This is a genomic window from Bacillus sp. ISL-7 (assembly GCF_018613065.1).
In genome coordinates, this window is the sequence record NZ_JAGGQW010000069.1 from 77760 (window position 1) to 92478 (window position 14719).

At 42.5% G+C, this 14719-nt stretch carries 16 protein-coding genes and 1 tRNA gene; 1 reads left to right on the plus strand and 16 read right to left on the minus strand.

The annotated features are described in order from the left end of the window. Positions 1–33 precede the first annotated feature (33 nt). Positions 34–105, minus strand: a tRNA-Arg gene (locus J7E66_RS26340). 203 nt (positions 106–308) lie between these two features. Here J7E66_RS26340 and clpP point away from each other — a divergent pair. Continuing rightward, positions 309–920 carry an ATP-dependent Clp endopeptidase proteolytic subunit ClpP gene (clpP, locus tag J7E66_RS26345; protein ID WP_088089556.1) on the plus strand — a complete coding sequence of 204 codons (612 nt, stop codon included), beginning with the start codon at positions 309–311 and terminating at the stop codon, positions 918–920. 91 nt (positions 921–1011) lie between these two features. On the opposite strand, the gene J7E66_RS26350 is transcribed toward clpP, so the two are convergent. The 15 genes from J7E66_RS26350 to J7E66_RS26420 all read right to left on the minus strand — a co-directional run bounded on the left by J7E66_RS26350 (position 1012) and on the right by J7E66_RS26420 (position 14573). Then, positions 1012–1269, minus strand: coding sequence for an HPr family phosphocarrier protein (locus J7E66_RS26350; protein WP_066258757.1), 258 nt, complete (start codon positions 1267–1269; stop codon positions 1012–1014). Between the two features lie 144 nt (positions 1270–1413). After that, positions 1414–2364, minus strand: coding sequence for a DNA-binding protein WhiA (gene whiA / locus J7E66_RS26355; RefSeq protein ID WP_215005548.1), 951 nt, complete (start codon positions 2362–2364; stop codon positions 1414–1416). A gap of 48 nt (positions 2365–2412) precedes the next feature. Beyond that, positions 2413–3396 (minus strand): gluconeogenesis factor YvcK family protein, encoded by a 984-nt coding sequence (locus tag J7E66_RS26360; RefSeq protein WP_215005551.1) that lies wholly within the window; start codon positions 3394–3396, stop codon positions 2413–2415. Further along, complete coding sequence (gene rapZ, locus J7E66_RS26365; RefSeq protein WP_088089558.1) at positions 3393–4286, minus strand: RNase adapter RapZ; 894 nt, start codon at positions 4284–4286, stop codon at positions 3393–3395. The genes J7E66_RS26360 and rapZ overlap by 4 nt, the downstream gene beginning before the upstream one ends. Before the next feature lie 19 nt (positions 4287–4305). After that, positions 4306–4764 (minus strand): NUDIX hydrolase, encoded by a 459-nt coding sequence (locus tag J7E66_RS26370; protein WP_088089559.1) that lies wholly within the window; start codon positions 4762–4764, stop codon positions 4306–4308. A 415-nt stretch (positions 4765–5179) separates the two neighbouring features. After that, positions 5180–6136, minus strand: a complete 957-nt coding sequence (trxB, locus tag J7E66_RS26375; protein WP_215005554.1) for a thioredoxin-disulfide reductase — start codon at positions 6134–6136, stop codon at positions 5180–5182. A gap of 95 nt (positions 6137–6231) precedes the next feature. After that, a complete protein-coding gene (locus J7E66_RS26380) occupies positions 6232–7725 on the minus strand; it encodes a tetratricopeptide repeat protein (RefSeq protein ID WP_215005556.1) in 1494 nt (497 codons plus the stop codon). A gap of 271 nt (positions 7726–7996) precedes the next feature. Beyond that, on the minus strand, positions 7997–8614 hold the full coding sequence (gene hisIE, locus J7E66_RS26385; RefSeq protein WP_215005559.1) for a bifunctional phosphoribosyl-AMP cyclohydrolase/phosphoribosyl-ATP diphosphatase HisIE: 618 nt from the start codon (positions 8612–8614) through the stop codon (positions 7997–7999). Beyond that, complete coding sequence (gene hisF / locus J7E66_RS26390) at positions 8611–9372, minus strand: imidazole glycerol phosphate synthase subunit HisF (RefSeq protein ID WP_215005562.1); 762 nt, start codon at positions 9370–9372, stop codon at positions 8611–8613. Before hisF ends, hisIE begins: the two co-directional genes overlap by 4 nt. 55 nt (positions 9373–9427) lie before the next feature. Continuing rightward, positions 9428–10150, minus strand: a complete 723-nt coding sequence (gene hisA, locus J7E66_RS26395; protein WP_215005565.1) for a 1-(5-phosphoribosyl)-5-[(5-phosphoribosylamino)methylideneamino]imidazole-4-carboxamide isomerase — start codon at positions 10148–10150, stop codon at positions 9428–9430. Next, positions 10147–10773: an imidazole glycerol phosphate synthase subunit HisH gene (gene hisH / locus J7E66_RS26400; RefSeq protein ID WP_215005568.1), complete on the minus strand. Its 627-nt coding sequence runs from the start codon at positions 10771–10773 to the stop codon at positions 10147–10149. The genes hisA and hisH overlap by 4 nt, the downstream gene beginning before the upstream one ends. A gap of 99 nt (positions 10774–10872) precedes the next feature. Continuing rightward, a complete protein-coding gene (gene hisB, locus J7E66_RS26405) occupies positions 10873–11460 on the minus strand; it encodes an imidazoleglycerol-phosphate dehydratase HisB (RefSeq protein WP_168245660.1) in 588 nt (195 codons plus the stop codon). A 27-nt stretch (positions 11461–11487) separates the two neighbouring features. Further along, entirely contained in the window at positions 11488–12768 is a 1281-nt protein-coding gene (hisD, locus tag J7E66_RS26410) for a histidinol dehydrogenase (protein ID WP_215005571.1), read from the minus strand. Between the two features lies 1 nt (position 12769). Then, a complete protein-coding gene (gene hisG / locus J7E66_RS26415) occupies positions 12770–13408 on the minus strand; it encodes an ATP phosphoribosyltransferase (RefSeq protein WP_215005574.1) in 639 nt (212 codons plus the stop codon). Continuing rightward, positions 13401–14573, minus strand: coding sequence for an ATP phosphoribosyltransferase regulatory subunit (locus J7E66_RS26420; protein WP_215005577.1), 1173 nt, complete (start codon positions 14571–14573; stop codon positions 13401–13403). Before J7E66_RS26420 ends, hisG begins: the two co-directional genes overlap by 8 nt. Between the last annotated feature and the right edge of the window lie 146 nt (positions 14574–14719).

The window sequence follows — 14719 nt, forward strand, 5'->3', positions numbered from 1 at the left end:
TCATACAAACATAGGAACTCATTGATTTTATGATGCGCTCGGCAGGAATCGAACCTGCATTTCAAGCTTCGGAGGCTTGCGTGCTATCCGTTGCACCACGAGCGCTAAATTGTTGCGACTTACATATTATATGCCAGGTTCCGTCACATTGCAAGCAAAGAATTGTTTAAAATAGTCAGAAATGGTTATGCTGAATTAGGGAAAGTTGTCGAACATTTTTAAAGAGGTATTGTTTGACCTTTATTGACCATCAGTGTATGATAACTATACATATTACTTTTATCTTTACAATCAAAGGAGGAAGAAAAATGAATTTGATCCCTACAGTTATTGAACAAACAAACCGGGGCGAGCGTGCTTATGACATTTATTCCCGTCTGTTAAAAGACCGGATTATTATGCTTGGTAGTGCGATCGATGACCATGTGGCTAACAGCATTGTTGCACAATTATTATTCCTTGAAGCGGATAACCCTGAAAAAGATATTTCTTTATATATCAACAGCCCAGGCGGCAGCATCACCGCAGGTATGGCTATTTTTGATACAATGCAATTCATCAAACCAAAGGTACAAACTATTTGTATCGGTATGGCTGCATCCATGGGTGCATTCTTACTGGCAGCAGGTGAAAAAGGCAAGCGTTATGCGCTTCCAAATGCTGAAGTCATGATTCATCAGCCACTAGGCGGTGCACAAGGACAAGCAACTGAAATCGAAATTGCTGCAAAGCGTATCCTTTTCCTTCGCGAAAAATTAAATGGAATTTTAGCAGAACGGACTGGACAGTCGCTTGAAGTAATCAGCAAAGATACAGACCGCGACAACTTCATGACAGCAGAACGTGCAAAAGAATATGGTCTAATCGACCATATCATCACTCGTAATTTAATCGAAGATGAGAAAAATAAAAACAAATAAGTACAAAGAAGCAATCGGCATCCAGCCGGTTGCTTTTTTTTGCTAATAACCAAAAAAGGCCGGTTCCAATTGGCTCCGGTCCTCTTTCAGATCAATGTTCTTTTTGGATAAAATCAGCTAACGCTTCAATAGCAGATGCTTCATCATCGCCATCTGCTACTATATCAATCATGACACCTGAGCCAACAGCCAAGCTCATTAAGCCCATTATGCTCTTTGCATTTACTTTCTTGCCATCCTTCTCAAGGAAAATATCCGCAGAAAATCGGTTGGCTTCCTGAACAAAAAGAGCCGCAGGTCGTGCTTGAAGACCCGTTTTTAATTTTACTTCCACTTGTTTCACTAACATTACACAATTCCTCCTCATGGTTTTTTTACTCTATTTTTCTTGGAGCTTTGTACATAATTATTATCTTCAGGTAAGTCTTCACTCGATACATGTTATGTCTTTCACATGTTATCTTATACCTATATTATTGTACTATAGGATAATCTACTCTCGAGTAACCATATCCCCTGCACGCAATTTCTCAGCAATCGCATCAATTTTTCTCAAGCGATGATTAATCCCTGATTTACTGATCGCACCACCGGAAACCATTTCCCCCAATTCCTTAAGGGTCACGTCCGTATAATTCAAACGGAGTTCTGCAATTTCTCTCAATTTTTCTGGTAAAATTTGCAGCCCGACCGTTGCATTGATGTAGCGGATATTCTCGACCTGCCGAATCGAAGCACCGATCGTTTTATTAAGGTTTGCGGTCTCACAGTTTACGAGACGATTGACTGAATTCCTCATATCTCGAACAATCCTTACGTCTTCGAAGCGAAGAAGGGCATTATGGGCACCTGCAACATTTAAAAACTCGGTAATCTTTTCCGCTTCTTTTAAATAGTTGATATAACCTTTTTTGCGCTCGAGAGTTTTGCTATTTAGTCCAAATGTATTCATCAATTCGCATAAAGAGTCATTATGTTCTTTATAGAGCGAAAAAATTTCCAAATGATACGAAGATGTTTCCGGGTTATTGACGGAACCGCCAGCTAGAAATGCACCGCGTAGATAAGAACGCTTACAACATTTCTTTTTTACAAGCTCTGGTGAAATATCATGGATGATGGTAAAACCCTCACCAATAATTTTTGTATCCTCGAGAATTTCTTTAGCCAGATGGGATAATCGGACAATGTAGACGTTGTTCTTTTTCAGACGCATCTTTTTCCGAACAAGCAATTCTACCTGGACATCGTAACTCTTTTTTAATAATGTGTAGATTCTTCTGGCAATCGCAGCATTTTCGGTTTGAATATCAACAACTAACTTACGATTTGAGAATGAAAGGGAACCATTCATCCGGATTAAAGCGGATAGTTCTGCTTGAATGCAGCACGTTTTCACTTCCAAGTTAGTTAATTCTTTTTTCGTTTCCGAAGCGAAAGACATCCCTTCACCCCCCTTAAAAAAACAAAGCGTTTTTAGTAAGTACTATATTTACGTTTCATAACGCTTTTTGGTTTCAATTAAAAGCAAATTATATAAAATTTTTGCAACCTTTTTCGGATCATGTCTTAGCGCACCATTTTCCTGATAAGCGATGTCCGCGTGAACAACTTCTAGTCCTAATTCAAAAAGGCGCGGCAGATCATATAGAACAGGGTCAGCCAGTTCTTCATTATATCGGAGCTGAATATCCTGTGGTATCTCTTCATTATTTACAAGAATCGTATTAATAAAAGCACAGCTCATATGATCATATAAGGCCTTTACATGATCGCTCGCTGTAAAGCCATGGGTTTCCCCAGCCTGGGTCATCAAATTACAAATATACACCTTTTTGGCGTGTGACTGGCACAGCTCATCCCCGATTCTTGGAACGAGCAGGTTTGGCAGAATACTTGTATATAGGCTCCCTGGCCCAATGATGATTAAATCAGCCTGACGGATGGCTTGAATCGCCTCTGGTAAGGGACGAATATTTTCCGGCGTCATAAACACTTTTTTAATTCTCTTACCCGAGTATGGAATTTTTGATTCCCCTGAGACAATCGTTCCGTCTTCCATTTCAGCATGAAGGACGACACTCTGATTTGCTGCAGGCAGGACTTTACCATGAACATTTAAGATCTTACTCATTTCCTGGATCGCGTGGACAAAATTACCCGTGATTGAGGTCATTGCAGCCAAGATTAAATTTCCAAGCGAGTGTCCGGAAAGCTCATTCGATGTTTTAAACCGATGTTGAAACATTTCTTCAACGAGCGGTTCGACATCTGATAAGGATGCTAACACATTACGAATATCTCCAGGAGGTGGAATATGCAAGTCTTCACGCAAGCGTCCTGAACTGCCGCCGTCATCCGCGACTGTCACAATGGCGGTAATCTCCACAGGAAACTGTTTTAATCCACGCAATAAAACTGGCAATCCTGTTCCCCCGCCAATGACGACAATTCGAGGCTGTCCGTAAATGCTCATGTTGTTTTTTCCTTTCTCCTCTCAATGTCACGATGGGATATACATGTCTTATAGTCTTGTTGGAAAAATTTACCTAGATGTTCAGCAAGCGTCACTGAACGGTGCTGTCCGCCTGTACATCCAATCGCAATCACTAACTGCGCTTTTCCTTCTCTTTTATAATGAGGCAGCATGAAAGAAAGCAGGTCGGTTACTTTTTCCAAAAACTTATGTGTTTCATTCCACTTTAATACATAACTGGAAACATCCTCATCAAGCCCAGTTTTAGGTCTCATATGCTCGATATAATGAGGATTTGGTAAGAAACGCACATCAAACACAAGGTCCGCATCAATAGGAATTCCATACTTAAAGCCAAATGACATGACATTGACAGTAAAGAGTGATTGTTTATTCGCCGTAAATTCCGTTAATATTTTCTCACGAAGTTCCCGCGGTTTCATCTGGGAAGTATTGTAAATCAATTGAGCCCTGCCTTTCAGTTCTTCAAGAAGTTCACGCTCAAGCGTAATTCCTTCAAGCGGCAGGCCTGTCGGTGCTAACGGATGCGACCGCCTTGTCTCTTTATATCTGCGCACTAATGTTGAATCATCCGCATCTAAAAATAAGATCTGCGGGGCCACCCATGAAGTTTCTGCCAGTTCATCCAATGCTTTAAATAGATGATCAAAGAATTCTCTCCCTCGCAGGTCCATAACAAGGGCAACTTTATTCATTTTATTCCCGGATTCCTTCATAAGTTCGAGGAATTTTGGAAGCAATGTTGGAGGCAAATTATCGACACAGAAGAAACCTAAATCTTCAAAACTTTGAATGGCTACAGTTTTTCCTGCACCAGACATTCCAGTAATTATCACCATTTGAATGTCACTTGCAGCACCGGTACTCATTATTAATTCCCCCTATTAGTTAGCTTGGATCTAATCGATAACTGATTAGTTGAAAGTCTTTTGTATAAGTAAAAGTACCGTAAATAATTCCTTTTCCATGAATCATATAATCAAGAATATGATAATCGCCAGCAGCCATTGGCAAATTTTTCAATTGATCAATCATTTGCCATTCAAGTTTACCTTCCTCAGATTCATCTAAATCGATGCCGTCCGCATCAGTTGCTACAAACGTAAACATCATCCACTCGGAAAGAAGCTGGTCGTTTTCTTTCATAATCATTGTAAAAATCCCTTTTAGCTGTGGATTTTTCAAATAGATTCCCGTTTCTTCACGATATTCCCTGATGCAAGAGTCTCGAACCGATTCGCCCGGCTCCATTTTCCCACCAGGAGCAACCCACCAGCCGCGGCGTGGTTTTTGCAGCAGCAATATTTTTTCGTCTCTTATCAATACACAATTGGTGACACGCTGCACAACATTCACCCTCTTAATAAAGCATACATGTTTTTAGCAGTCTTCGAAAAAGCATTCGCTTGTCCTTTTTGAAAAGGACCTTTTCATAGTCTACTCGAATTACAAAAGAACCCTCTATAACTTTAAATTCATTCTTTTTATTATACTATTTTTAGGATACAGCCACAATGAATACAAATTTGATATTTCTTTAATTATTATTATAGTTTGTCACTATTGCTAACATACTTTTTATTAATATACTTACGAGCAGATCCGCCTAAAAAAATAGCACAGGCTACGGGCCTGTGCATGAAAGAAATATATTTTTTAAAGGGGGTCAATTACTGCTTTTATCATACCCTAACAATATTTCACTACTGTTACAAGAAAATTAAAACAGAGTTACGTTTTTGTAAAAACAATGGAAGATTTTTTAGCTTCTGCTTTTTTGTTTTAATTCTTCTTTAAGCTCCTCAACAAAATGCTGGGCACTTTGAGCAGCAATACTTCCATCTCCCGTTGCAGTCACAATCTGGCGTAACGTTTTTTCTCGAATATCACCAGCTGCAAAAATTCCCGGTACCTTCGTTTCCATGCGGTCATTTGTTTCGATATAGCCATTTTCATTGGTAATTCCTAGGCTTGTAAATGGTTTCGATAATGGAACCATGCCGATATAAATAAAGACTCCGTCAGCCGGTAATACTTGCTCTTCGCCATTCTCTGTGGAAACCAATGTCACACTTCCCACTTTGCCATCTTTGTCATTAATCGACTTAATCGTGTGATTCCAAATAAAATCCACTTTCTCATTGGCAAAAGCACGGTCCTGGAGGATTTTTTGGGCACGAAGCTCAGCACGGCGATGAACGATAGTTACTTTGGAAGCGAAACGGGTTAAATAAACCCCTTCTTCAACGGCAGAGTCCCCGCCGCCAATCACATAAAGCTCTTTTCCTTTAAAGAAGGCCCCATCACATACAGCACAATAGGATACACCGCGGCCGCCCAGTTCTTTTTCACCTGGAACACCAATTTTCTTATACTCTGCACCCGTAGTAATGATAACTGCGTAAGCTTTATATTGTTTTGACCCGGCAACGACGATTTTATAGTCGCCGTGATCAATGATTTCCTTAATATCGCCATAAGCATATTCTGCGCCAAACTTTTTCGCATGTTCGAACATCTTTGTTGATAAATCCGGACCTAAAATACTTTCAAAGCCAGGATAATTTTCAACGTCCTCTGTATTGGCCATCTGCCCGCCCGGCATCCCGCGCTCAATCATTAGTGTCGAAAGGTTCGCGCGAGATGTATAAACAGCCGCTGTCATCCCCGCAGGGCCAGCACCGGCAATAATGACGTCATAAATTTTTTCTTCAGACATATTTTGTCACTCCTTATATATAAAAAAATACGATTAAGTATATTGTTCCCTTACTTAATCGTATATAACAATCGTTTTATCGTCCACCAATATGCTTAATTCAAATAGCTATTCACTATTTTTACATATTTGCCAATCGTTGCTGTGGAAATCCCATAGCGTTCAGCAACTTCTTGCTGGGATACCTTTTCACTGCGCAGCTTGTGCCACATATACTCAACTGCGCCAGCCCAGGCACGTTTATTTTTCAAACGAAGCTTAGCTTTGGAAACCTCGACATACACGGAAAACCACATGAGGTATAACCCAGCCTCAATGGTGCCAATTGGTTGATGGGTTTCATAAAAAAGCTCGGCAATTTCTTGTGCATCCGAAGTCATGGTTGGTTTTCCCGATCTGATTAACGAGATATAATCCTTTTCCAAGGCCGTAAATTTCTGGTTTTTAAAAAGCCGTTTAGAGGTGATAATTTCCTCTTTTTTACTTGAAACGGTCGTTAGGAAAAGGGCAAATAAGCGCTCTTCTACATAGTCGCTTTCAAGCTTTTGAAAAATAGAACCGGAAAGGTCCTCAAAACCATTAGCTGATGCGTTTTCTTTATTCCATGGTTCAGAGCCTTCTTTGTCAGGACTAAGGTCCAGCACCTTTTTCCAGATGCTTTTTGCAAAATTTTCATGGCCTGTGAAATAGGCCGAATAAGAAAGCCAATAATAATACGGACCATCGCCATCAAAGCCATGTTTATATAATTTTTTCAGCCATAAATAGGCAAGTTCATATTCACCAACCAAAGCAAACGAGGCACCCAGCTTAAATTGCTGTTCACTAAGAAGCGGTTGAATTTTCTTCAATGTTGCAATCAACCCAGCCACATTCTTTGATTGGCCCTGATAATGAGCAAATACAAGTCTGTTACAAAGAGCATGGAGATTTCCTGGATTTCGCTCCAACACATCGTCTAAGATGGATTCCGCCTTTTCTGTTTTGCCTAGATAGAAATAAGCGAGCGCCAAGTTATTGTATGCCGACCAGTACTCCGGATAATCTTTGACCACATCATTTAACAGCTCAATTGCTTTTGGAAAGTAACCTGACTCCAGCAGGTCACGAGCTTGTTCTTGTTTGACAATCAGGTCATCCTGCGGATAAAGTTCATCCTCAAGATCCTCTGACTCAAATGTTAATACATCAAGCAAATCATCTGTATCTTCGCTAAAATCACCATCTGGATCTAGCTCTAAATACAGCTTGGCGTGGTGATAAGCATCTTTAAAAAATCCCAAATGGGCATAATTATTCGCCAAAAAGTAATGGCATTCCACCATTTCTTGATCTAGTTCTTCAAGGATGAGGTGCAAGAGCCGGTTGGAATTTTCAAACTCGCCAAGTTCTGTTGACACGATCGCCAACTGGCATATAATCATCGGTTCACCCGGCTCAAGCTGCATCGCTCGCCCAAGATATTTTTTTGCCTTTATAAAATCACGTCGATGGAATGCCTTTAAACCCTTCGTGAAATAATATTCCCCCGTAGGAACAAATGAAAGTAATTTTCCCATATGCATTCTTGCTTTCGCGTCTTTACCCATGAAGTCCTCCACATTTTTAACATAACTAATGTAGTATACCACATCATGGAGTTGTTCGAGAAGGGATTGTAATGGGGGAGTTTCGGATTGTTTTAGAAAGATATGGCGAAATGGAAATGTTTTTACAATTTCCGTCGAATTCTTCTAACTTTTGTATAATTATCGGTGCGTTTTGTAAAATAAGCTCTCAGTTTTGTATAATAGTAGCCTAATTTGTAAAATTAATCTTCAGTTTTGTTCAATGCAGTATTAAATAAAAAAACCGGTCTATTTACGACCGGTCCTTGTGTCTTTCCTCTAATGTTCTCAAAATATCTTTGAATGGGAGGCCTTGTTCCACCAGCAATACCTGTAAGTGATAAAGCAAATCTGCCGCTTCCCATCTTAGCTCCTCAGGGTCACGGTTTTTAGCAGCGATAATTACTTCGGCCGCTTCTTCACCGACTTTTTTCAAAATCTTATCGACGCCTTTTTCAAAAAGATAGGTTGTGTATGCCCCTTCTGGCCGCTCACGTTCACGTTCGACGATCACTTTTTCAAGCGATTGCAGGATCTGATAATCGGCCAAGCTCGAAGACCCCTTAAATCCGCGTTCAGAAAAACAACTCACCGCACCCGTATGGCAGGCAGGACCTTTGGGATATACAAGCACTAATAATGCATCTTGATCACAGTCATAGTTGATGCTGACAACCGTTTGCGTATTGCCGCTTGTCGCTCCTTTATGCCATAATTCCTGACGAGAACGGCTGAAAAACCAGGTTTCACCCGTTTCAATTGTTTTCGCGAGTGATTCCTCGTTCATATATGCGAGCGTTAATACTTCTTTCGTTCCCGCATCCTGGATAATTGCCGGCACTAACCCTTTTTCATCAAATCGTACATTCATCGAACCGTCACTCCTTTTTCCCGTAAATAGGATTTTACTTCATGAACAGAAGTCTCTTTATAGTGAAAAATAGAAGCAGCAAGGCCAGCGTCTGCCTTCCCAGCGCTAAATGCTTCCTCAAAGTGTTCCGAATTCCCTGCTCCGCCCGAAGCGATGACTGGAATCGGAACGGCTTCACTAACCGCCTTTGTCAGTTCTAGATCAAATCCATTTTTCTCGCCGTCACTGTCCATACTTGTTAATAGAATTTCACCTGCTCCAAGCTCGGCTGCTTCCTTTGCCCACTCAACCACTAGTTTGTCTGTAGGAGTCCGGCCGCCGTGCGTAAACACACGCCATGTCCCAATTTCTTCATCAAATTTCGCATCAATCGCTACGACGATACATTGCGAACCGAAGTAACTGGCACCTTCTTTAATGACCTCTGGATTCAAGACGGCAGCTGTGTTCAGTGACACTTTATCTGCCCCGGCCCGAAGAATTCTCTTCATATCTTCCAAGGCATTGATTCCCCCGCCAACCGTAAACGGAATCGCCAGCTCGGAAGCGACAGCTTTCACTACTTCCACCATCGTTTTTCTTCCTTCAACCGATGCTGAGATATCTAGGAAAACAAGCTCGTCTGCACCTTGCTGGTCGTAAAATCGTGCCAATTCAACCGGGTCCCCCGCATCCCGCAGCTGGACAAATTGAATGCCTTTTACCACTCGACCGTCCTTTACATCAAGGCAGGGAATGATTCGTTTTGTTAATGTCATATACTCTCACCTTCCAATGCCTCTTTTTGCAGGGAATACTATGTAAACTCCTGTGTTATACTCCTGCCAGTTCCAATGCTTCTTTCAGAGTAAAACGATTTTCGTATAGCGCCTTACCTACAATTGCACCGCTTATGCCGTTTTTCGCTATCTCCTTTAAATCTGCAAGACTGCTTACCCCGCCAGAGGCAATGACATTTTTTCCAGTTACTTCTGCCATTTCACATACAGCTGCTATATTCGGACCTGCAAGTGTCCCATCTGTGGCAATATCGGTAAAAATAAACGTCTCTGCGCCTGCTTCTGCAAAGCGCTTGCCAAGATCGACCGCCTTTAGTTCTGAGGTATCCAGCCATCCGTGTGTGGCGACATAGCCATTTTTCGCATCAATGCCAACCGCAATTTTTCCACCGTATTTCTTTATCATTTCAATTGCAAACTCCGGATTCGATACAGCAATGCTTCCGATGATGACCCGATCCACTCCATTTTCAAGGTAGTGAACGATGTCCTCTTCCGAACGAATCCCGCCGCCAATTTGAATTTTTACATCAAGTTTGTTTGCCGCTTCAATCACGAACCGGTCATTAACCCGCTTGCCATTCTTTGCCCCGTCAAGGTCCACCATGTGGATCCAATCTGCGCCGTCAGCGGCAAAACTCTTAGCCATATCAAACGGCGAGTTCCCGTAAATCGTTTCTTGATCATAGTCCCCTTGGAGGAGACGGACGCAATTGCCGCCCCGCATATCAATTGCCGGATATATTGTTAAACTCATCGGACTGCCTTCCTTTCCTCCACCATTTGTAAAAAATTATCTAGAAGGGCCATCCCTAGCTTGCTGCTTTTTTCTGGATGAAATTGCATCCCCATCACATTGTCTCTGCCAACAACTGCTGAAACTTGTTCGTGGTAATCCGCCTTTGCCAGTAAAACATCGCTGTTTTTTGCATCCACATAATAGGAATGGACGAAATACACATAATCCTCTTCTACATTTTTTAACAGAGGTGAGTTGTTAACAAATTCAAGCCGGTTCCAGCCCATGTGAGGAACCTTGTAAGTCGCTCCCTCTGATGTTCGGCCTGGAAAGCGGCGAACACTTCCTCGTAACAATCCTAACCCTTTCGTTAGACCATTTTCCTCACTTTGCTCAAACAACAGCTGCATCCCAAGGCAGATACCGAGGAGCGGTTTACCCGTTGCCACAAATTCCTTGATCGTCTCCTCTGGCAAGCGTTCCATCGCATCACGAAAGGAACCCACCCCAGGAAGAATCAATCCATCAGCTTGAAGTAATTCCTTCTTATTGGCGGAAATAAAATAATCAGCACCTAGTCGCTCAAGTGCTTTACTCACGCTAAACAAATTCCCCATCCCATAATCAACAATGCCAATCATCGAAAACATCCCTTTCCTGGTGCCTCTTCATGGTGCCTGACACCCAAATTTCTTGCCTTCTGTTTGATGGTGCCTTCATGGTGCCTGACACCAAGGTTTTTATAACATCCCTTTTGTCGATGGCACGCCTTTGATGCGTGGGTCGATGGTCGTTGCTTCGTCTAGGGCACGTCCGAGTGCTTTAAAGACGGCTTCGATCATATGGTGTGTATTTTGTCCGTAATGTACGATAACATGAAGATTCATCCGAGCTTCTAATGCAAGCTTCCATAAAAATTCATGAACAAGCTCGGTGTCAAAGGTGCCCACTTTTTGTCCTGGAAACTCGGCACGCATTTCGAGATGCGGACGATTACTGAGATCGACGACTACCTGTGCTAAAGCTTCATCCATCGGTACAAAGGCATTCCCGTAGCGCTTAATGCCGCGCTTGTCCCCCAGTGCTTCACGAAGCGCCTGCCCTAAACAAATGCCAATATCTTCTGTTGTATGGTGATCGTCTACTTCTGTATCACCATTCGCATTAACTGTAAGGTTGAATTGCCCGTGCTTTGTGAATAAATCAAGCATATGCGTCATGAATGGGACACCCGTTTCAAGATTGGACTGTCCGTCACCATCTACTTCTAATTTCAATTGTATTTGCGTTTCATTTGTATTTCGTTCAACACTTGCGATTCTTTCCACGAACGGGACCTCCTTATTTTATGAAAGCTATAACTTTCCGTCATTTTTTAAACGAATTTCCACTGCTCTCGCATGGGCCTCTAGCCCTTCCATCCGGGCGAACTCAGCAATTTTTGCACCATTCTCGGTTAAAGCCTTTTCACTGTAGATAATCACGCTCGATTTCTTTTGAAAATCGTCCACATTTAGTGGACTGGAAAAGCGAGCGGTTCCGTTTGTCGGCAGAACATGATTGGGACCTGCAAAATAGTCTCCCACGGGTTCAGAGCTGTAACGACCAATAAAGATCGCTCCTGCGTGACGAATTTTCCCAAGCAACTCAATGGCATTTTCTGTGATGACTTCTAAGTGTTCCGGTGCTAACTGGTTTACAGTTTCGACCGCTTCGTCCATATCTGCTGTTACGTAAATCGCACCATAGTCGGCAACCGAGCGGGCGGCAATGTCTTTTCGCGGCAGAAGTTCTAGCTGCTTTTCGACTTCCAAAGCAACAGCTTCAGCTAAAGTAAGCGATGGAGTCACGAGAACACTACAGGCACGTGGGTCATGCTCCGCTTGTGATAGCAGGTCAGCCGCCAATTCGTCCGCCTTTGCCGTGTCATCTGCCAAGATGGCAATCTCACTTGGACCGGCGATCATATCGATGTCCACATCCCCGAAAACTTCTCGTTTTGCCAGCGCCACAAAGATATTTCCCGGACCGGTAATTTTATCAACGGAGCGAATCGATTCTGTTCCATAGGCGAGTGCCGCAATTGCCTGAGCCCCGCCAACCTTATAGATTTCTTCGACGCCGGCTTCCTTTGCAGCCACAAGTACCGCTGCTGGCAATTGACCTTGGTCATCAGGAGGTGATACCATCACAATCCGTTTCACACCAGCGACTTTCGCCGGAATCACATTCATTAGGACGGATGATGGATAGGCAGCTGTTCCACCTGGCACATACACGCCAACCGAATCAAGCGGCGTTATTTTTTGACCAAGAACGGTTCCATTTTCTTCGGTGGTCATCCATGATGGCCGGAGCTGCTTTTCATGAAAAGCTCGAATATTTTCCGCTGCTTCCTGGACAATCGAGATAAACCGCCGATCGATCTGCTGATAGGCTGCCTCGATTTCTTTGTCTGTTACGGAAAAAGAAGATAAGTCCACACGGTCGAACTTTTCGGTATACTCTCTTAACGCTTCGTCACCGCGAGTGCGAATCTCCGCAATAATTTTTTTGACAACATCCTGCTGTTCTGAGGTACCCGCTTCAATCGAACGTTTAATCGAAATCAGTTCACTCACTTTTAGTATTTTCATGTTAATAATCCCCCACTGAAACTACTTCACTAAGTCGTGTCACTAAATCGTCGATCTGATTGTCTTTGATCCGATAGCTGACAGGATTGACGATCAGCCGCGATGTTACATCGACAATTCTCTCGTACTCGATAAGACCGTTTTCCCTCATCGTCCGCCCAGTCGACACAATATCGACGATTCGATCTGATAAACCAATGATTGGGGCCAGTTCGATCGAGCCATTTAATTTAATAATCTCGACTTGTTCCCCCTGCTCACGAAAATAAGCCTCGGCCACATTCGGATATTTAGTGGCCACTCTCGGTGCAACATCATTCATTTTCGTATCGGGAAGACCCGCTACTGCCAAATAACAGTCGCTGATGCGTAAATCGAGGAGTTCATAAACATCTCGCTCTTCCTCAAGCAATACATCCTTGCCGGCAATACCAATATCAGCAACGCCATGCTCGACATAGGTTGGAACGTCTGTCGGTTTCGCTAAGATAAACCTTAGTCCCTCATTTTCAACCTCAATAATTAATTTTCGGGAATCATCGAATTCCGGCGGAAGCTGATAACCAGCTTTCCTAAGCAGGTCGGCTGCTTCTTCAAATATTCGCCCCTTCGGCATCGCAATCGTTAGTACATTATTCATCGGCACGCCCTCCTAATAAGTAGGTAGTATCCGCAAATTTCTTTGTATAGGCATCAAGATTTTTGACACCATTGATATCCTGAAGCACTGTCCGCTTTCCTTGTTGATGCATTTTTTCGGCTAATTGAAAGGCTTCTCTTCGTTGCTCCTGGCTGAAAAAGATGCAGGTCACTGTGTTTTCGATATCATAGCTTCCGAGTGCCTCTAAAAGTCGATCAAGGTGAACCCCAAACCCGGTCGCACTTGCTTTTTTTCCAAATTTCTCTATTAAGCTATATCGACCGCCATTCCCAATTGGAAAGCCAACCTTCCCTGCGTATACTTCAAATAAAATACCAGAATAGTAGCTCATATGGCTGACGATGGTTAAATCAAATTTGACCTGATCCTGTACACCGTAATCATTTATACAATCCCATAATTCCTTTAGTTGTAAAATAGCTTGCTTACCTTTTTCATTTTCTATTAGGTCGAGTGCTGTTCCAATTATTTCCACTCCACCTCTAAGGTCAAGGAACTGCAGAAGTCTCTGCTTATCAATCGATGATAGCGATAAGGAATTCACATGCTCGCGGTAGCCGACATAATTTTTTTCATAGAGAAATCTTCTTAACGAATCGGCTCGCTCATCTGTGCCGAGGATTTGTAAAAATAATTCCTGGGCAAAGCCAATATGGCCGATAGATACTTGGAACTCCGATAATCCTGCTTTTTTCAATGAAGAAATAAGTAATGATATGACCTCTCCATCACAAGAAACCGTTTCGTCATTCAAGCATTCTACACCGATTTGCTCAAACTCAGCAGGCCGGCCGCCTTCACGTTGCTGCGCCCGGAAAACGTTCGCAGAGTATGCTAACCGAAGCGGCATGTCATCCTGCAATAGTTTCGATGCTGCTACTCTGGCAATTGGTGCTGTCATATCAGGCCTCAAAACGAGTGTATGGCCCTCTTTGTCAAGCAATCTAAACAGCTGGGCATCCTGAATGGCTGATGCGGCTCCAACGGTTTCATAGTATTCCAGTGTAGGTGTTTCAATAAATTGGCAGCCCCAAAGTTTGATCGTATCCTCCATTAAGGTCCGAACACGATGTTTCTTTTCATATAACTCCGGTAGCGTGTCTCTCATGCCTAAAGGCTTTTCAAACATAAACAAGCGACTCATCATGCTCATCCTTTATCGTTAGATTACTTTGTTTTTATATTGCATATTTTCTAAATGCTTTAGTCTGCTAATGTGATAATGAATTAAAGTATTTTTAGTTTACCTCTAGGGAACCTTTTCGTCAATGAAATTTTGAAGGAATTGAC

What these genes read in the sequence shown, in the direction of transcription:
- rapZ (WP_088089558.1), bottom strand. Translation starts at nt 4,286, where the DNA reads ATGAGTACCGGTGCTGCAAGTGACATTCAAATGGTGATAATTACTGGA.
- hisIE (WP_215005559.1), bottom strand. Translation starts at nt 8,614, where the DNA reads ATGAATGTACGATTTGATGAAAAAGGGTTAGTGCCGGCAATTATCCAG.
- J7E66_RS26420 (WP_215005577.1), bottom strand. Translation starts at nt 14,573, where the DNA reads ATGAGTCGCTTGTTTATGTTTGAAAAGCCTTTAGGCATGAGAGACACG.
- whiA (WP_215005548.1), bottom strand. Translation starts at nt 2,364, where the DNA reads ATGTCTTTCGCTTCGGAAACGAAAAAAGAATTAACTAACTTGGAAGTG.
- J7E66_RS26380 (WP_215005556.1), bottom strand. Translation starts at nt 7,725, where the DNA reads ATGGGTAAAGACGCGAAAGCAAGAATGCATATGGGAAAATTACTTTCA.
- hisF (WP_215005562.1), bottom strand. Translation starts at nt 9,372, where the DNA reads ATGACATTAACAAAACGAATCATTCCCTGCCTTGATGTAAAGGACGGT.
- hisA (WP_215005565.1), bottom strand. Translation starts at nt 10,150, where the DNA reads ATGAGTTTAACAATATATCCGGCAATTGATATGCGGGGCGGCAATTGC.
- hisH (WP_215005568.1), bottom strand. Translation starts at nt 10,773, where the DNA reads ATGATTGGCATTGTTGATTATGGGATGGGGAATTTGTTTAGCGTGAGT.
- J7E66_RS26360 (WP_215005551.1), bottom strand. Translation starts at nt 3,396, where the DNA reads ATGAGCATTTACGGACAGCCTCGAATTGTCGTCATTGGCGGGGGAACA.
- trxB (WP_215005554.1), bottom strand. Translation starts at nt 6,136, where the DNA reads ATGTCTGAAGAAAAAATTTATGACGTCATTATTGCCGGTGCTGGCCCT.
- hisG (WP_215005574.1), bottom strand. Translation starts at nt 13,408, where the DNA reads ATGAATAATGTACTAACGATTGCGATGCCGAAGGGGCGAATATTTGAA.
- J7E66_RS26350 (WP_066258757.1), bottom strand. Translation starts at nt 1,269, where the DNA reads ATGTTAGTGAAACAAGTGGAAGTAAAATTAAAAACGGGTCTTCAAGCA.
- hisD (WP_215005571.1), bottom strand. Translation starts at nt 12,768, where the DNA reads ATGAAAATACTAAAAGTGAGTGAACTGATTTCGATTAAACGTTCGATT.
- clpP (WP_088089556.1), top strand. Translation starts at nt 309, where the DNA reads ATGAATTTGATCCCTACAGTTATTGAACAAACAAACCGGGGCGAGCGT.